General features: G+C 59.2%; 17 protein-coding genes. 14 read left to right on the plus strand and 3 right to left on the minus strand.

Features of this window, described 5'->3' with window-relative positions; all coding sequences use genetic code 11:
• Positions 1–261: 261 nt before the first annotated feature.
• From mutL to ACYU7Q_RS14660, 5 genes are all read left to right on the plus strand, one after another.
• Positions 262–2,334, plus strand: a complete 2,073-nt coding sequence (gene mutL / locus ACYU7Q_RS14640; protein ID WP_460610179.1) for a DNA mismatch repair endonuclease MutL — start codon at positions 262–264, stop codon at positions 2,332–2,334.
• Positions 2,335–2,374: 40 nt separating this feature from the next.
• Positions 2,375–3,169 carry a rhomboid family intramembrane serine protease gene (locus tag ACYU7Q_RS14645; protein ID WP_460610180.1) on the plus strand — a complete coding sequence of 265 codons (795 nt, stop codon included), beginning with the start codon at positions 2,375–2,377 and terminating at the stop codon, positions 3,167–3,169.
• A gap of 82 nt (positions 3,170–3,251) precedes the next feature.
• Positions 3,252–4,187, plus strand: a complete 936-nt coding sequence (locus ACYU7Q_RS14650; protein WP_460610181.1) for a rhomboid family intramembrane serine protease — start codon at positions 3,252–3,254, stop codon at positions 4,185–4,187.
• A 149-nt stretch (positions 4,188–4,336) separates the two neighbouring features.
• Positions 4,337–4,519 carry a hypothetical protein gene (locus ACYU7Q_RS14655; protein WP_460610182.1) on the plus strand — a complete coding sequence of 61 codons (183 nt, stop codon included), beginning with the start codon at positions 4,337–4,339 and terminating at the stop codon, positions 4,517–4,519.
• Between the two features lie 11 nt (positions 4,520–4,530).
• Positions 4,531–4,731 (plus strand): hypothetical protein, encoded by a 201-nt coding sequence (locus tag ACYU7Q_RS14660; RefSeq protein ID WP_460610183.1) that lies wholly within the window; start codon positions 4,531–4,533, stop codon positions 4,729–4,731.
• A gap of 25 nt (positions 4,732–4,756) precedes the next feature.
• Here the strand turns inward: ACYU7Q_RS14660 and ACYU7Q_RS14665 are convergent, their stop codons facing one another.
• The 3 genes from ACYU7Q_RS14665 to tilS form a co-directional block, all read right to left on the minus strand.
• Positions 4,757–5,389 carry a macro domain-containing protein gene (locus ACYU7Q_RS14665; protein WP_460610184.1) on the minus strand — a complete coding sequence of 211 codons (633 nt, stop codon included), beginning with the start codon at positions 5,387–5,389 and terminating at the stop codon, positions 4,757–4,759.
• Positions 5,390–5,502: 113 nt separating this feature from the next.
• The gene (gene mdh / locus ACYU7Q_RS14670) at positions 5,503–6,447 is read right to left on the minus strand and encodes a malate dehydrogenase (protein WP_460610185.1); all 945 of its coding nucleotides are present in this window, start codon (positions 6,445–6,447) and stop codon (positions 5,503–5,505) included.
• Between the two features lie 125 nt (positions 6,448–6,572).
• Positions 6,573–7,904: a tRNA lysidine(34) synthetase gene (gene tilS / locus ACYU7Q_RS14675; RefSeq protein WP_460610186.1), complete on the minus strand. Its 1,332-nt coding sequence runs from the start codon at positions 7,902–7,904 to the stop codon at positions 6,573–6,575.
• 88 nt (positions 7,905–7,992) lie between these two features.
• Here tilS and ACYU7Q_RS14680 point away from each other — a divergent pair, with 88 nt between their 5' ends.
• From ACYU7Q_RS14680 to ACYU7Q_RS14720, 9 genes are all read left to right on the plus strand, one after another.
• Positions 7,993–9,777, plus strand: a complete 1,785-nt coding sequence (locus tag ACYU7Q_RS14680) for an LptA/OstA family protein (RefSeq protein ID WP_460610187.1) — start codon at positions 7,993–7,995, stop codon at positions 9,775–9,777.
• A gap of 105 nt (positions 9,778–9,882) precedes the next feature.
• Complete coding sequence (locus ACYU7Q_RS14685; RefSeq protein ID WP_460610188.1) at positions 9,883–10,713, plus strand: outer membrane protein assembly factor BamD; 831 nt, start codon at positions 9,883–9,885, stop codon at positions 10,711–10,713.
• 19 nt (positions 10,714–10,732) lie between these two features.
• On the plus strand, positions 10,733–11,080 hold the full coding sequence (locus ACYU7Q_RS14690) for a DNA-directed RNA polymerase subunit omega (protein WP_342295619.1): 348 nt from the start codon (positions 10,733–10,735) through the stop codon (positions 11,078–11,080).
• Between the two features lie 86 nt (positions 11,081–11,166).
• Positions 11,167–11,736 (plus strand): phosphopantothenoylcysteine synthetase/decarboxylase family protein, encoded by a 570-nt coding sequence (locus ACYU7Q_RS14695; RefSeq protein ID WP_460610189.1) that lies wholly within the window; start codon positions 11,167–11,169, stop codon positions 11,734–11,736.
• A gap of 41 nt (positions 11,737–11,777) precedes the next feature.
• The gene (locus ACYU7Q_RS14700) at positions 11,778–12,479 is read left to right on the plus strand and encodes a phosphopantothenoylcysteine synthetase/decarboxylase family protein (protein ID WP_460610190.1); all 702 of its coding nucleotides are present in this window, start codon (positions 11,778–11,780) and stop codon (positions 12,477–12,479) included.
• The gene (gene porD, locus ACYU7Q_RS14705) at positions 12,476–13,399 is read left to right on the plus strand and encodes a DUF4835 family protein (RefSeq protein ID WP_460610191.1); all 924 of its coding nucleotides are present in this window, start codon (positions 12,476–12,478) and stop codon (positions 13,397–13,399) included. Before ACYU7Q_RS14700 ends, porD begins: the two co-directional genes overlap by 4 nt.
• A gap of 112 nt (positions 13,400–13,511) precedes the next feature.
• On the plus strand, positions 13,512–15,182 hold the full coding sequence (recN, locus tag ACYU7Q_RS14710; protein ID WP_460610192.1) for a DNA repair protein RecN: 1,671 nt from the start codon (positions 13,512–13,514) through the stop codon (positions 15,180–15,182).
• A gap of 78 nt (positions 15,183–15,260) precedes the next feature.
• Positions 15,261–15,740 carry a hypothetical protein gene (locus tag ACYU7Q_RS14715; protein ID WP_460610193.1) on the plus strand — a complete coding sequence of 160 codons (480 nt, stop codon included), beginning with the start codon at positions 15,261–15,263 and terminating at the stop codon, positions 15,738–15,740.
• 76 nt (positions 15,741–15,816) lie between these two features.
• Entirely contained in the window at positions 15,817–16,650 is an 834-nt protein-coding gene (locus tag ACYU7Q_RS14720; protein WP_460610194.1) for an enoyl-ACP reductase FabI, read from the plus strand.
• The last annotated feature ends 54 nt before the right edge of the window (positions 16,651–16,704 follow it).

Consider the following 16,704-nt stretch of genomic DNA (forward strand, 5'->3'; position numbering starts at 1 on the left):
TTTGTCGTGAGTAACAACGGAACCCGCCGGCCGGGTTTGGAGGTTCCAAACCTGGGCGGCTCCGGCGCGAAACGCAACGGTGCGAACCGTAAAATTTCGTCTTGGAACTCCGCTATTTAGCCGCAAAGGTACGCAACAAACCCTGTCGCGGGTTTATAACGCGGCCGGTTTGTGGTTATTGTAAGGCGCGTTTCCGCTTGTTTACGTGCTGATTAGCTCTCTTTGTTTCTTCGGCGCAAGCCTTTGTCGGCGCCACTGCTTATGCCTGATATCATTCACCTCCTTCCCGAATACCTCGCCAACCAGATTGCGGCCGGCGAGGTGGTGCAGCGCCCCGCCTCGGTGGTGAAGGAACTGCTGGAAAACGCCGTCGATGCCGGTGCTACGCAAGTACAACTCATTGTGAAAGAGGCCGGCAAACAGCTGGTGCAGGTGGTCGACAACGGGGCCGGCATGTCGCCCACCGACGCCCGCATGAGTCTGGAGCGCCACGCCACCAGCAAAATCCGCTCGACCGAAGACTTATTTAAAATTCGTACCCTCGGTTTCCGGGGGGAGGCGCTGGCCAGCATCGCGGCCGTGGCGCAGGTCGAAATCCGCACCAAGCAACCCGACCAGGACACCGGCACGTTGATTTTGGTCGAGGGCTCACAAATCACCAGCCAGCAGCCCACCGCCTGCCCGGACGGCACCAGCATTTCGGTCAAAAATCTGTTTTTCAACGTGCCGGCCCGGCGCAACTTCCTCAAGAGCAACGCCGTGGAAATGCGGCACATTCTGGACGAGTTTCAGCACGTGGCGTTAGCCAATCCGCAGATTGCGTTTTCGCTCTATCAGAATGAGTTGGAAGTATTTGGCCTGCCGGCGGGCAAGCTGAGCCAGCGCATTGTGGCGCTGCTGGGCAACGGCTACAAGGAGCAGCTGGCGGCCTGCGAGGAGGTGACGCACTCCATATCGGTGCGCGGCTTTGTGGGCAAGCCGGAGTCGAGCAAGAAAAGCCGGGGCGACCAGTTTTTCTTCGTGAATAACCGCTTTATCCGGTCTGCCTACCTCAACCACGCCGTGCTGGCGGCTTACGAAGGCCTGCTGGCCCGTGACACGCACCCTTTCTACGTGCTGTTTCTGGAGCTCGACCCCAAGGCCATTGACATCAATGTGCACCCGACCAAGACGGAAATCAAGTTCGAGGACGAGAAAACCGTGTACGCCGTGGTGCGCGCCGCCGTGAAGCAAAGCCTGGGCCTGCACAACATTGCGCCCTCGCTGGACTTTGATGGCGACGTGAACTTTGCGCCCATCCGCCCGCTACGGGCCGGCAAGGGTATCGGTGGCGTCCCCACCGAGGCCGACGACCACCTGCCTGCCGCCACCCCGCTGGCCCGCGCCGCCAGCTCCGACGGCTACCGCCCCGACGAGATGGCCGCCTCCACCCGCACCTCCAGCAACGCTGGCTTTTCCAATTTCAACACCGAAACCCGCCGTGATGGCTTCGAGCGCCAAGTGCCGCCGCGCCCCACCGAGCAGGCCCGCCGCGAGCTCGAAGCTTTCTACCGCGAGTTGGGCCAGCCCGTGCGCGAAAATGCCAGCATCGACGCCGTCACCGTTCGCAGCTTTGAAACGCCCACACCGGCTGTGCCGGCAGAAACTTTTGCTGCAGGTTTTCCGGCGCGAGACGTTGCGACAAGCAGTCCGGCTGAGCTTTCGCTGGGACTAGGTTTGTCCGAAGTGCCTGCCAACCGGACCACGCCGGCCCGCGAGGGCGGTGCCGGCAGCCGCGCCGTGCAGGTGCAGCAGCGCTTCGTGCTGGTGCCGGTGAAATCGGGCGTGCTGCTGATTGACCAGGAGGCTGCCCGCGAGCGCATTCTCTACGAGCAGTACCGGCAGGAGCTGGGCCGGGCCGTGGGCACGTCGCAAACGTTGCTGTTTCCGCGCACGGTCACCTTTTCGCCGGCCGATTTTGCCGTGCTGCGCGAGCTTACTGAGCCGCTGCACGCGCTGGGTTTCATCTTCAACGAATTCGGGCCGAGCACCATTGCCGTGGAAGCCATTCCGGCCGGGATGCCGGCGCAGGACGAGAAAGAGCTGCTCGAAAGCCTCATCGAGCAGTTTCGCACCACGGCCGGTCCCCTCAAGCTCGACCAGAGCGAGAGCCTGGCCCGCGCCCTGGCCCGCCGCGTAGCCGCCGGCACGGTCGCCGCCCGCCTGCCCGAGTCCGAGCTCAACGCGCTGGCCGACCGCCTCTTCGCCTGCCAAACCCCCGGCTACACCCCCGACGGCCGCAAAACCCTCGTACTCCTCGATGGCCAGCAGCTGGCCGACTTCTTCCGTAAATAAGGCTCGCCCGCGAAGCTCTCGCGGTACCTACTTTCGCTGCATGTTCAATCTCACTCCTACAGTTCGCAATTTATTGATTGCGAATATTCTGTTGTTCGTTCTGCAGGATAACGTGTCAGAAGCAATTACTCGAATAGGAAGCCTGTTTCCGTTCAGTTCTTCCTATTTCCAGCCTTGGCAACTCGTAACATATATGTTTTTGCATGGCAGTTGGGGACACCTCATATCGAATATGTTCGGTCTGATTTCTTTTGGCCCATTATTGGAGCAGCGTTGGGGTGGGCAGCGCTTTCTAGCATTCTGGCTAATCTGTGGCTTTGGAGCAGGCTTGCTTTATGAGGGTGTGCGTGCATATGAACTGCGTCCAATAGCGGAGTTACAAATGAGTATTAGTCAGCATCCTACTGGTGGAGAATTCGCCGAACTTGTGTGCACAGCTAGAGGAAGCGGCCTATTTGCATCTGACGACTTTGCAATGGCCGGGGCATTAGAGCGCAACCCTAATGACACGACCTTGCAGAGTCAAGTAGTAGCACGAAGCCAAGAGTTGTATCAAATGGTATTGGCATCACCAATGCTGGGCGCTTCGGGGGCCTTGTTCGGCATCCTGTTCGCCTTCGCCTACCTGTTTCCGAACACGGAATTAATGCTACTGCTCTTGCCATTTCCCATCAAAGCAAAGTATTTTGTGTTCCTCTACGCCTTGTACGAACTGTACAACGGCGTGCACCGCACGCCCGGCGACAACGTGGCCCACTTTGCCCACCTCGGCGGCTTGCTGATTGGCTTTATCGTTCTCAAGTTTTGGGAGCAAGGCCGGGAACGGTTTTATTAAGGATTGGTTGTTAAAATAACCGGGCCGCGCGGGCGGCAAATCCGTTTAATTCGTAGCATCAGTTTACTTCCCGATACGTGCCATGAGCATCGTTCAAGATATCCGCACCGCCTTCAGCCAACGCGACAATGCCCTCATGCAGCTCATTATGCTCAATGTGCTGGTATTTGCGGGCCTGATTGTGGTGCAGGCCGTGATGACCATCACCAGCAGCAGCGGGTACTTCCCACTATTGCTGCGCCAGTTTGAGCTGTCGTCGGCGTTGCCGGAGTTCATCCGCCACCCCTGGACCATCCTTACCTACGCCTTTACCCACACCACGTACCAGAAAAGCTTCTTCGACGGCCTGCTGCACATCCTGTTCAACATGCTGAATCTGTACTGGTTCGGGCAGCTCATTCGCGAATACCTCGGCAACCGCCGGCTCGTGAGCATCTACATTCTGGGCGCGCTGGCGGGCGCGGCCTTCTTCCTACTCAGCTTCAACCTGATTCCGGCCTTCCAGCCCGGTTTGGGCAGCCCCATGAACGGGGCGTCGGCGGCGGTTTCGGCCATTATCGTGGCAGCCGCCACACTACTGCCCGACTACACGTTCATGGTTATCCTCATCGGTCCGGTAAAAATCAAGTGGATTGCGGCCGTCGTGATTTTACTCTCGCTGGCCGGCCTCAGTGGCGGCAACCCGGGCGGCATGATGGCCCACCTGGGCGGGGCCTTGCTGGGCTTCGTGTTTATCAAGCAGCTGCAGAACGGGCGCGATTTGGGCCGGCCGGTACAGGCCGTTGGCAATTGGTTCAGCCGCCTTAGCAGCCCGCGGCCGGCCATGCGCGTGAGCAGCACCTCGCGCCGCCCCGAGCCGGTAGCGGCCTCTTCCATGAGCGGTAGCAAGAAGCCTACTGCCCCCGGCCAGCCCTTGCAGGACGAAATCGACTCCATTCTGGACAAGATTTCGCGTTCCGGCTACGAGAGCCTGAGCAAGGAAGAAAAGCAGAAGCTGTTCCGCGCCAGCCAGCAGTAACCGGCGGAGCTTACGCGCTACGCAGCCAGGCTTTCGCTAATTCTACGTCCTGAAACAGCCGTATTTCGAATTGGTGCCCCACCCGCGTCACCATTTCGGCGGCTGACAGTGCCCCCGACAGCCTGACGCGCCGTGCCGCCTTTGTGCCCATGAGCTTTAAGGAGCGGCGGGTGCTACTACGTGTGAGCTTGCAGGGCCAGCCGCAGGAGTTGATGTTCGACTCGGGCAGCAGCGCCTTTGCCCTACTGGCTTCGCCCAGCAATTGGCAGAAAATGGCCCAGCCGGCCGCTACCGCTCAGCTAACCCCGGTGAATTCCTGGGGCAAAACCTGACCGCGCATACCGTGGCTACCACAGCCGCCATGCAGTTTGGTGCGGTCACCGTGCCGCTACGCACGGTCACATACATCGAGGGCACCACGTTCATGCAGCGCACGCTAACGCGTTTTTCGGGTATGGGCGGCATGCTGGGCAACGCGCCTTTCAGCCAACAGGCTATCATCTTGGATGCGAAAGCCGGGCGGTTTGGGTTGGTGTCGCGTTAGGGCTGATATGTTTTTACCGCGTTAATCAATAGATGTCATACTTGATATCGGAGCGGTTGTGAGTGTAGAAGTAGGCATAATTTGCGCACATTTCTTCCCAGCCCGCTTCGGTCGCAAACTTTTCCCGCATCACATCTTCCCAAGCCAGTCGCATCTGCCGGGCGCACACCAACGGCCTGACCTGCCCCACGCCCGTACCCAGTCCCGGCACTGCAACCCGCTGTATTTTCTCCGATACCGATTCGCCCGAGGCCAGTTTGCCATAGCGAAGCAACTGCAGAATGGCTTTCATCGCCAAGTACACGTTTGGCCCGCGCGTAATGGTCATGGGCGTACGCATGGTCGGAGCTGCAATCAGGTAGGGAAAACCAGTGTTGCCGGTCGGAATTATTTCGGCCTGCCCTATCAGCAATTCCCCGTAATACTTCTCACGAATAATAAGCTGCAGGTCCTTTTCCAGATGCCAGCCCAGGTTTTTGGAGATGGCAAAATCCAGTCCGCCATTCATGTAGCCGAAGCTGTTGGCCGGGCTGATGAGGGCATCAGCGGGGTAGTCGAAAATGGAACCGAGGACAACAGTGACCTGCGGCACGTCGGCAAAAACTTTCTCCCAGGCGTCGGTTACCTCTGGATTTGTGTCAATTAGGTTTAAATGCATGAATAATTATTAGTCCGCAAGATACTGGGTTCCATTGATATGACCGCAAAAAAAAGAGTCGCTCCGCGTAACGCGAAGCGACTCGTAAGCCACAGCAGAAAGCCCAGCAATTACTATGCCGGCTGCGCGCTGCTCATCTTGTCGAGCGCATCCATCACCTCTTTCACGTGGCCGCGCGAGGTTTCCAGCAACGCCTTCTCTTCGTCGTTGAGTTGGAGTTCAATCACGCGCTCCACGCCGTTTTTGCCGAGGATAACCGGGGCACCGAGGTACACGCCGTTGATGCCGTACTCGCCCTGCAGCTCCAGGCACACGGGGAACACGCGGCGCTGGTCGCGCACGATGGCTTCTACCATTTGGGCCGCGGCCGCGCCGGGCGCGTACCAGGCCGAGGTGCCCATCAGCTTCACCAGCTCGCCGCCGCCCACGGCGGTGCGCTGCACGATGGCATCAAGCTTCTCTTTGGAAATCAGTTCCGTAACCGGGATGCCGCCCACGGTGGTGTAGCGGGGCAGGGGCACCATGGTATCGCCGTGGCCACCCATGAGTACGGCCTGAATGTCTTTCGGGCTCACGTTCAGGGCCTCGGCCAGGAAGGCGCGGTAGCGGGCCGTGTCGAGGATGCCGGCCATGCCAAATACCTTTTCGCGGGGCAGCTTGGCGGTGAGGTGGGCCTGGTAGGTCATCACGTCAAGCGGGTTGCTCACTACGATGATGATGGCGTTGGGCGAGTGGGCCACTACCTGCTCGGTCACCGATTTCACGATGCCGGCGTTGGTGGCAATCAGGTCGTCGCGGCTCATGCCGGGCTTGCGGGGCAGGCCCGAGGTAATCACCACCACGTCCGAACCAGCGGTGCGGGCGTAGTCGTTGGTCACGCCCACGGTGCGGGAGTCGTAGCCGATAATCGGAGCTTTCTGCCAGATATCGAGGGCCTTGCCTTCGGCGATGCCTTCCTTAATGTCAACCAGAATAATTTCGTTGGCAATTTCACGGGTGGCGAGCACATCGGCGCAGGTTGCGCCCACGTTGCCGGCTCCGACTACGGTAACTTTCATAGAAAAAGAATTGGGGGGTTGGAGTTTCGCGGGTAAAAGTACGGACGGGCGACGCAAGCTTGGGTGAAAAAAGCAAGTTTTTGCCGTCGGTGAGGTTCAGCAGTTAAATCGATTGCCCAAAAAACTTACATCCGTTGCACGGTCAGCACCCGCTCAGAGGTTTCTTCTACCTTGAACCGGTCATCGACGCGCCAGCCCACCACCCAGCAGATTTTGCCATCGGCCGAGGTGAGCACCCGCACGTCATCTTTCAGGTTGAGCGGCACTTTTTGGTCGATAAGAAAATCGCTGAGCAGCTTTTTGCCCTTCATGCCTAGCGGCATAAACCAGTCGCCTTCCTGCCATTTGCGCAATGTGAGGGGGAATTTAATTTTATCGGCATCGAGTGCAGCCGTGCTTTTCGAGCGCGGAATGATGAAGTGCCGGGCATCGTCGTGCAGCTCGGCTTTCAGGCGCATGCCGTCGGCCAGCAAGTCGGTCTGGCCCGCCGCCAGCTGGAACGTGCCAAACTGCGTGAGCCGGCGCGGCGTGATAACCAGGTTTTCCCGGTCCTTCACCAGCCGGTGCGTGGGCGAATCGAACCGCCGGCCCGACTCGCCATGAAACGCCGTCACAATGTCCTTCACCACCAGCCACGAAAAGCCAAACGGCCGCAGAATCTCGTGCAGCACCAGGGCCGTGGCCGCCGTTTTTTGCAGCGTGCTGATATTCAGATAAGTCACTTCCGCCTCGTCGCGGCGGGCCTGAGCGGAGGTTTCCTCCACATAGCGGCGCACGATTTCCTCGGCTCCGCCCACGCGCTCGGCGGTGCCGTGCATGGTTTGGTCGAGGTTGGGGTTGATTTCGCGCAGCACGGGCAGCACTTCGTGGCGCAGCAGGTTGCGCTGGTACACGGGGCTGTCGTTGCTGTCGTCTTCGCGCCAGCGCAGGCCGCGCTCCACTAAGTATTCGTGCAGGTCATCGCGCCCCAGGCCCAGCAGCGGGCGGATGACGTGCCCATTCTTCACCTGAATGCCGTGCAAGCCGGCCAGGCCGGTGCCGTGCGTGAGGTTCAGCAGCATGGTTTCGGCTTCGTCGCGCTGGTGATGAGCTGTGGCGATATAGGCCAGGCCCTGCACCTGCCGCACTTGCTCAAACCAGCGGTAACGCAGGAAACGGGCCGCCATCTGGGTCGAAATGCCTTCCTGCTCGGCGTAGGCCTTGGTCTGGAAAAACTCGGCGAAGTAGGGGAGGCCGTACTGCTTGGCCAGCTTGCGCACGAACTGTTCGTCGGCGTCGGCATCTTCGCCGCGCAAGCCGAAGTGGCAGTGCGCCACGGCCACCTGCGCGCCCAGCTTGTGCAGCACATCCAGCAATACCACCGAATCGAGCCCGCCGCTGACCGCGACCAGAATGGGGTCGTTTTCGATGGAAAATAGATTGTTTTCTTCGATGAAGCGGCGAACGGATTCCAGCATGATGCAACGGGCAGCCCAATGGGCCAGTATGTACTACGGTGCAAAGATGGCCGTTAGCGCGGCCTCCGTCCGTACCTTTGCGCCCTCAATGGCCGTCTTTCGCGTTTTTTTACTTCTGTGCCTGCTGGTGCCGCTGCTGGGGCAGGCCCAGCGCCCCACGCCGCCCGCCGCTCGCCCGCCGCAAACTGCCCCAGCCGGCCCGCGCTCTGGCACCAATCCGCCCGCGGCCAAAGGTTCGCCCATCAAACTGCTCACGGCCGGTGCGCTGGTGGGCGGTGACTTCGAAGGAGTGAAAATCCGCAAGCTGATTACCAACGTCAGCTTTCAGCAGGACGACGTGTTTCTGTACTGCGACTCGGCCTACCAATACCTGGAGCGCAACCAGGTGGAGGCCTTCAGCAATGTGCGCGTGGTGCAGAGCGACACCATGACCATCACCGGCGACCACGGCTTTTACGACGGCGCCCAGCGCACGGCCCGCATGACCGGCAACGTGGTGATGCGCGACCCGCGCATGACCCTGACCACGCCCAGCCTCGACTACGACCTAAACCGCAAAACGGCCTCCTACACCGAAACCGGCCACCTCACCGACCCGCAAAACACCCTCGACAGCCAGCAGGGCTTCTACGATACCAATACCAAAGTCTTCGTTTTCAAGCAGAACGTGCATCTCGTGACGCCCGATTCGGAGCTGAACAACGACACGCTGCGCTACAACACCGTCAGCAAAATTGCCTATTTCAACGGCCCCACGCGCATCAAGGGCAAGCAGGGGAATCTGTATGCCGAGGTCGGAAATTACAACACCAAAACCCGCGTTTCAAACTTCCAGAAAAACGCTAAAATCGATACGCCCAATTACTTGCTGGGCGGTGACCGACTGGTGTATGACGAGGTGAAGCTCTACGGCGTGGCCAATGGCCACGTCTCGCTTACGTCTAAGAAGGACAACCTGGTGCTGCGCGGCGACGCCGGCAAATACTGGCGCGCCCTGGGCCGTACCAAGCTCTACGGCGGCCGGCCCGTGGTGCGCAACATCGGCAGCCAGAAAGACACACTCTACATGGCCGCCGATACGCTCATTAGCATCGAGGCCCGGCCCGGCCAAACCACCACGCGCACCATCCTCTACGCCTACCCGAAGGTGCAGATTTTTCGGGGCAACATGCAGGGCATCTGCGACTCGCTGACCTACGACCGCCAGGATAGCATCATATATATGAACCGCGACCCGGTGCTGTGGCAGGCCAAAAACCAGCTCACCGCCGATTCTATCCAGATTCGCTCGAAGCGCGGCAAGGTGGACGAGATGCGGCTCTATTCCAACGCGTTTGCCGTGAATCAGGACACGCTCCTGAACTTTAACCAGACCAAGGGCCGCAACATGATGGCCTACTTCCGCGACAATAAAATGCGCCGCGTGGATGTGCTCGGCAACGCCGAAAGCATCTTCTACGCCCTCGACGGCGACACTGCCACCACCGGCATGAACCGGGTGCTCTCGGCCAACATGCGCCTGCTGTTCCTTGATAACAAGCTGAATAAAATCTCGGTCCTTTCCAATCCCGAGGCCCGGTTCATTCCGCCCCACGAACTCAAGCCCGACGACGAGCGCCTGAAAGGCTACCAGTGGCGCGCCAAGGAACGGCCCACCCGCCGCCAGGTGTTGGGCAAGCAGTTCGATGACCGCCCCAAAAAGAAAGTCATCAAGAAAAAAGCGGTGAAGAAAAAAGCCGCTCCCGCTACCAAAACCTCTAAACCTAAGGCAAAAACGCCCACCGCTCCGGCCCAACCCGCGAAGCCGGTCACTAAACCCGCCGTTTCCGCGCCGGCCAAACCGGCGGCCGCGGCCACCCCCGTGCGGCGCTAGCTGCAACCTTTGGCCTTCCGCCAGGCCTCTTGCTGGCAGCCGGGCCAGGCCGGGCCGTCGCCCGGTTTGCCTTCGCCGGCTCAAATCGTTACCTTTGCACCCCTTATGCCGATTTCCCGCCTCACGGTTCTGTTTCTGCTCGTTAGCACGCTCATTCTGGGCTCCTGCGCCAGTGGCTACCAACGCCTGCTGAAAAGCACCGACGTCAATAAAAAGTACGAAGCCGCCGTCAAGTACTATGACAAGGGCGACTTCTTCCGGGCCGGCACATTGCTCGAAGACCTTATTCCATTGCTGAAAGGCCGCCCCGAGGCCGAGAAAGCCCAGTTTTACTTCGCCAACACCAACTATAAGCAGCGCAACTACGTGCTGAGCGCGTTCTATTTCAAGTCGTTCACCGACACGTACCCCAATTCGGAGTACGCCGAAGAAGCTTCTTACCTGCACGCCAAGTCGCTGTTTCTCGACTCGCCGAGCTACGAACTGGACCAGACCAATACCATATCGGCCCTCGAATCCATCCAGGATTTCCTGAACCGCTACCCCGATAGCAAGTTCAAAGCCGAGACCGAGAACATGTCGCAGGAGCTTCAGCGCAAGCTGGAAAACAAGGCGTTTGAAAGCGCCCGCCTCTACTATCAGCTGCGCTACAACCAGGCAGCCGTGGTGGCCCTCACCAATTTTCAACTGAACTACCCGGCCTCGGCCTATGCTGAGCAGGCCTCGTTCCTGCGCCTGAGCGCCCAATACGCCTGGGCCAAGGAAAGCATCGAATCGAAGCAGCGGGAACGTTATCTGGACGCGGTAAACTTTTACCAACAGTTTCTGGATACCTACCCGAAGAGCAAGAGCCTGAAAGCCGCGCAGGATATGTACGATTTCAGCCAGGCCGAGATTGTTCGCCTGAAGGCCGTGCCTACGGCCGCCGCCAACTAATTAGTCACTAAATCAGCCCATGAAACCCAATCCCAACACCCCGTCGAGCTCCATCATCACGCGCAACGTGGCCGACATCACCGGCGACAACGGCAACGTGTACGAGGCCATTGCCGTGATTTCGAAGCGCGCCAACCAACTGTCGGTGAAGCTGAAAGAAGAGCTGAACGACCGCCTCGCCGAGTTCGCCTCCACGGTTGATAACCTGGAAGAAGTGTTCGAAAACCGCGAGCAAATCGAAGTTTCCAAGCAGTACGAGCGCATGCCCAAGCCCACCAGCCTGGCCATCGAGGAGTTCCTGCAAGGCAAAATCTACTACTCCACGCCCGCGCCCGAAGAAGTGCCGGTGCCCCGCGAGCTGTTCTAAAGAATGGTCATTCCGAGCGCAGCGAGGAATCTGAGGATAGAAGCTGCCTAAGTTTGCTAAAATTCAGATTCCTCACTGCGTTCGGAATGACAACTAATTCTTCCCTGGCCGGTCGGCGCATCCTGCTGGGTGTCAGCGGCAGCATTGCCGCCTATAAAGCCGCCCCGCTCACGCGCCTGCTCATCAAGGCCGGAGCCGAAGTGCAGGTCATTCTCACCGAAGCCGCCACGGCCTTCGTGACACCTCTCACGCTGGGAACCCTCTCCAAAAAGCCCGTTCTGACGGGCTTTTTGCGTGATGCGGCGGCCGGCGAATGGCACAACCACGTCGAGCTGGGTCTCTGGGCTGATGCGCTGCTGATTGCGCCCGCCAGCGCCAACACCATCGGGCAGCTAGCCAATGGCTTGTGTCCCAATTTGCTGTGCGCCGTGTATCTGTCGGCACGCTGCCCGGTATTTCTGGCCCCGGCCATGGACCTGGATATGTTTGCCCACCCGGCCGTGACGCAGAACCTGGCGCGGCTGCGCTCCTTTGGCAACCACGTTTTTGATTCGCCCAGTGGCGAGCTGGCCAGCGGCCTCAACGGCCAGGGCCGCATGCTGGAGCCGGAGGATATCGTGGCGAAACTTATCGAAGGGTTGAGCTTTGAGGGTTGAATGTTGAGTTAAAAAAGGATGATTTTTAACCAGTATTTTCAATGACCGCGCCCGTTCAACTCAACATTCAACCCTCAAAACTCAATCCTCTAGTGCACGTTCTCCTCACGGCCGGCCCTACCTACGAACCGCTCGACCCCGTCCGTTTCCTTGGCAACCGCTCGACGGGCAAAATGGGCTACGCGCTGGCCGAAGCCTTTGCCGCGCACGGTGCCGACGTGACGCTGGTGAGCGGCCCCAGTCAGCTGCCAGACCCAGCCAGCCCGCGTATTCGCACGGTGCGGGTAGAAACGGCGGCTGAGATGTTTGCGGCGGCGGCCGAAGTGGCGGACAAGGCGGACGTTTGGGTATTCGCAGCGGCGGTGGCCGACTACCGGCCGGCTCAGGTGGCCGTCGATAAAATCAAGAAATCGGGCGAAACGCTGACGCTGGAGCTGGTGAAAAACGTGGACATTGCCGCCACGCTCGGCCAGCGCAAGCGGGCTGAACAATTTGCTGTCGGTTTTGCGTTGGAGACAACGAACGAATTGGCCCACGCCCAGGACAAGCTGCACCGAAAAAACTTCGACCTCATCGTGTTGAACTCCCTGCGCGATGCGGGCGCGGGCTTCGGCCACGACACCAACAAGGTGACCGTGCTGGACGCGGCCGGCCAAATCGTTAATTTTGAGTTGCAGTCCAAAGCCGACGTGGCCCGCGGACTGGTTAGCCTGATTCTGGCCCGTCTGGGCCCTTCCTCATGATGCGAAAATTCCTTGCTGCGCTGCCCGTATTTGCCCTGCTGCTGCTCGCCGGCCCCGCTGCCCGCGCCCAGGAGCTGCTGGCCGAAGTGCGCGTGTCGACCGAAAACGTGACGATTTCGGACCCCACCATCGTTACGTCGATGCAGAACGACATCCGCACTTTCCTCAACAACCGGGCGTGGACCACCCAAACCTACCGGCCCGAGGAGCGGATTCGGCTGAAAATATTCATCGGCATCACCGCCATCCCGCAGAACGGCACCTACAACACCACCATGCGCCTGATTTCGACGCGCCCGGTGTACGGCACTGGCTACGAAACCAACGTGGTGAGCATTGTGGACCGCAATTTTAATTTCAACTATTCGCCACAAAACCCACTGGATTTTTCGCCCAACAGCTTCGTTTCCAACCTGTCGTCGCTGCTGGGGTATTATGCCTACCTCGTCATTGGCATTGACCGCGACACGTACGCCCGGCTGGGCGGCACGCCGTATTATGAGCTGGCCCGCAACGTGGTCAACTACTCGGCCAACCAGACGCAAACCAACGAAACCGATGAGGGCTGGCGCGGCAGCGGCTCGCGCGAGCGTCACTTCATCCTCGATAACCTGACCGACCCGCAGCTCGAAGCCTTCCGCACCGGGTTGTACGGCTACTACCGTCAGGGCATGGACGTCTTTATTGAAAAGCCCGAAGAAGCCCGTACCTCGGTAATGGCCGCATTGACGGGCGTGCAAAAAGCCGCCCTCACGCGCCCCGGAACCTTATTTGCCCGGGCCTTTTTTGATGCGAAGTCGGATGAAATTGCCAACATTTTCCGCACCAGTCAGGACCAGCAGCAGAAACAACAACTCGTGACCATGCTCACGGAAGTAGACCCGACGAATTCGGCAAAATATCAAACGGTACTTAAATAAATTAAAGCAGTCACGCTGAGCGCAGCCCAAGCATTTCTACCGCAATAGTAAATGAATTACTTCCCCGGTAGAGACGCATCGGCTCCGCTCAGCATGACGTTCTAAATACTTTATGTTAGTCGATTTACGGATTAATAATTACGCGCTGATTGAGCAGCTGGAGCTGCGTCCGTCGCCATTGTTGAATATAATTACGGGCGAAACCGGGGCTGGCAAATCCATTATGCTGGGCGCAATTGGCTTGCTGCTGGGCAACCGGGCCGATTCGCGCATGCTGTTCGATACCGAGCGCAAATGCGTGATTGAGGGGCAATTCGATATTGCTAATTACCAGCTACAGGATATTTTCGAGGCCGAAGATTTAGACTACGACACGCACTGCATTTTGCGGCGCGAAATCAGCCCAAACGGCAAGTCGCGCGCCTTTGTGAACGACACGCCCGTGACGCTGGAAGCCCTGCGGAAAATCGGCGCTAATCTGATGGACATTCACTCGCAGCACGACACGCTGCTGCTGGGCGATGGGGTTTTTCAGTTGAACCTGCTGGATTTGTACGCTGGGCTGGTGCCGCAGCGCACTATGTATAGCCACGCTTTCCGCCAGTACCGCAAGCTCGAAACCGATTTGCAGGCGCTGGAAAGCCAAGCGGCGCAGGCCAGTAAGGAGCTGGATTATAACAGCTTCCTACTGAATGAGCTGGAAGAAGCCCGCCTCGATATCGAAGACCAGGACGCGCTGGAGCAGGAAATAAAGCAGTTGGAGCACGCCGAGGAAATCAAGTACAAGCTGAGCCAAGCCCTGCACGGCCTGCGCGACAGCGAAACCTGCGCCACCGGCAACCTCAAGGAAGCCGTGGGCCTGCTGGGCCAGGTGTCGAGCTACGCCGACAACTTCAAGGAGCTGCGCGAGCGCCTGAATAGCTGCCTGATTGAGCTGCACGACATTGCCGACGAAGTGGAAACTGCCGAGCGCCACACCGAGGGCGACCCCGCCCGCGCCGAGGAGCTGCAGGACCGGCTGAACTTGCTATATACGCTGCAACGCAAGCACCAGGCCCGCGACCTACCGGCGCTAATAGCAGTGCGCGACGGCTTGCGCCAGAAAGTGAGTTCGGTGCTAAACCTGGACAAGGAAATTGCTCGCCTGCGCAAGGATTCGGACGCCGCGCTGGGCGCCGTGACCAAGCAGGGCAGCAAGCTGTCGGAGAGCCGGCGCAAGTCATTTCCGCACTTCGAGAAGCAGCTTGGGCTGCTGCTGGCCGATTTGGGCATGCCCAATGCCCGCATTGTGGTGCAGCACAGCACCGGTGCGCCGGCCACCAGCGGCATCGACGTGGTGAGCATCCTCTTCACGGCTAACAAGGGCGCGCAGCCTCAGACGCTGAGTAAAGCCGCTTCGGGTGGCGAGTTTTCGCGCCTGATGCTGTGCATCAAGTATATGCTGGCCGATAAGACGGCTTTGCCCACGATTGTATTCGACGAAATTGACACCGGTATTTCGGGCGAAATCGCGGTGAAAGTGGGCCGCATGATGCAGCAGATGGCCCAGAAACACCAGCTCGTGGCTATTTCGCATCTGCCGCAAATGGCGGCGGCCGGCGACGTGCACTACTTCGTGTATAAGGAAGACCGCGCCGACCGTACCGTGAGCCGCATCCGCGAGCTGAACCAGGACGACCGCATTAAGGAAATTGCGCACATGATTGCGGGCGCCAAGCCCAGCGAAAACGCCTTTCAGAGCGCCCGCGAGCTGCTGGCGCTGCGGGGCGAGGTGGTAGGTTAGGGTATGGGGGCAGGAGGGTAGGAGGGAATAGCCATCCAATACTGGGCTTAGTGGCTAATCCTGTGCTAACATTACGTAATGCAGGGTATTACCTCGAATACAATCATCACGCTGCCATTGCCGCCAAAGCGTTGGTGGGCAATGGTGCTGGCCGCTGCGCTGAGTGTGGTGTGGTGGTGGCAGGGCTTCGAGGTACTGGCGGGAATGGCGCTGCTACTCGTGCCGTTTGTGCTGGCCGTGGGGAATAAATTTGAGCTGGATGTGGCAGCACGGCGTTACCGTGCGGGTTTGCATTGGGCGCACATAATGAATCCCGTTTGGCAGGGATTGCCTGTTGTGCAGCGGGTGGTGGTGAAGCCTCACTGTTACCGCGAGGTACAGCGAACCAAGTACAACGGGATGGTTGACGAAGGCACCCGGCAGGTTTTTACGGTGCTGCTGTCGGTGCCCAATGCACGGTTTGGTATCGTAGTGGCCAGTATGAAAGACGAAATACACGCAGCGGAGGTAGCGGCCATACTAGCCGATACCTTGCAGGTGCCCTGGCAACAGGCATAAGCACGAATGAGTAACTTGCCATCGCAAACAGAATAGACACGAGTAACGACTCATTTACTCATTCACTCATTTACTAATGGCTAACAACCTCCTCGCCGGCAAAGTCGGCATCATTTCCGGCGCCCTCAACGACCAATCCATTGCCTGGAAAGTGGCCCAGCGGGCGCACGCCGAAGGGGCACGCTTCGTGCTCACCAACGCGCCGCTGGCCATGCGTATGGGCGAAATCAACAAGCTGAGCGAGGAGTGCAACGCGCCCATCATCCCGGCCGATGCGACTTCGACGGAGGAGTTGGAGGCGCTGTTCTCGGGCGCGCAGGAGAAGCTGGGCGGCAAGATTGACTTCGTGCTGCACAGCATTGGTATGAGTGCCAACATCCGCAAAAAGAAGCACTACGGCGAGCTGGACTACAAATTCTTCCAGCAGACGATTGACGTATCGGCTCTGAGCCTGCACAAGATGCTGGCCGTGGCCGAGAAACAGGACGCCTTCAACGAGTGGGGCTCGGTGGTGGCGCTGAGCTACATCGCCGCCCAGCGCGCCTTCCTCGACTACACCGACATGACGCAAGCCAAGGCCATGCTCGAAAGCATTGCCCGCAGCTACGGGCAGCGCCTGGGCAAGCTCAAGAAAGTGCGCGTGAATACGGTGTCGCAGTCGCCCACCAAAACCACGGCCGGCACCGGCATCAGCGGCTTCGACGCCTTCTACAACTTCGCCGACATGATGTCGCCGTTGGGCAACGCCCCGGCCGAAGCCTGCGCCGACTACTGCATCTCGCTGTTCTCGGACCTCACGCGCTACGTGACCATGCAGAACCTGATGCACGACGGCGGCTTCAGCACCACCGGCATCTCGGCCGAGATTGTGGAGGTAATGACCAAAGCAGCCGGCGTTTCGCAGGAATAGAAACGGCTAATTGTTAAAAAGCAAAAGCCCGGCCGCTTGGTCGGGCTTTTTGCG

This window comes from Hymenobacter terrigena, assembly GCF_054776515.1.

Bases quoted from the DNA above. Each gene is read 5' to 3' on its own strand.
- ACYU7Q_RS14695 (WP_460610189.1), top strand. From the start codon at position 11,167: ATGACAACTAATTCTTCCCTGGCCGGTCGGCGCATCCTGCTGGGTGTC.
- ACYU7Q_RS14645 (WP_460610180.1), top strand. From the start codon at position 2,375: ATGTTCAATCTCACTCCTACAGTTCGCAATTTATTGATTGCGAATATT.
- mutL (WP_460610179.1), top strand. From the start codon at position 262: ATGCCTGATATCATTCACCTCCTTCCCGAATACCTCGCCAACCAGATT.
- ACYU7Q_RS14680 (WP_460610187.1), top strand. From the start codon at position 7,993: ATGGCCGTCTTTCGCGTTTTTTTACTTCTGTGCCTGCTGGTGCCGCTG.
- ACYU7Q_RS14720 (WP_460610194.1), top strand. From the start codon at position 15,817: ATGGCTAACAACCTCCTCGCCGGCAAAGTCGGCATCATTTCCGGCGCC.
- ACYU7Q_RS14715 (WP_460610193.1), top strand. From the start codon at position 15,261: ATGCAGGGTATTACCTCGAATACAATCATCACGCTGCCATTGCCGCCA.
- recN (WP_460610192.1), top strand. From the start codon at position 13,512: ATGTTAGTCGATTTACGGATTAATAATTACGCGCTGATTGAGCAGCTG.
- ACYU7Q_RS14665 (WP_460610184.1), bottom strand. From the start codon at position 5,389: ATGCATTTAAACCTAATTGACACAAATCCAGAGGTAACCGACGCCTGG.
- ACYU7Q_RS14650 (WP_460610181.1), top strand. From the start codon at position 3,252: ATGAGCATCGTTCAAGATATCCGCACCGCCTTCAGCCAACGCGACAAT.
- tilS (WP_460610186.1), bottom strand. From the start codon at position 7,904: ATGCTGGAATCCGTTCGCCGCTTCATCGAAGAAAACAATCTATTTTCC.
- mdh (WP_460610185.1), bottom strand. From the start codon at position 6,447: ATGAAAGTTACCGTAGTCGGAGCCGGCAACGTGGGCGCAACCTGCGCC.
- ACYU7Q_RS14685 (WP_460610188.1), top strand. From the start codon at position 9,883: ATGCCGATTTCCCGCCTCACGGTTCTGTTTCTGCTCGTTAGCACGCTC.
- ACYU7Q_RS14700 (WP_460610190.1), top strand. From the start codon at position 11,778: ATGACCGCGCCCGTTCAACTCAACATTCAACCCTCAAAACTCAATCCT.
- porD (WP_460610191.1), top strand. From the start codon at position 12,476: ATGATGCGAAAATTCCTTGCTGCGCTGCCCGTATTTGCCCTGCTGCTG.
- ACYU7Q_RS14690 (WP_342295619.1), top strand. From the start codon at position 10,733: ATGAAACCCAATCCCAACACCCCGTCGAGCTCCATCATCACGCGCAAC.
- ACYU7Q_RS14655 (WP_460610182.1), top strand. From the start codon at position 4,337: ATGAGCTTTAAGGAGCGGCGGGTGCTACTACGTGTGAGCTTGCAGGGC.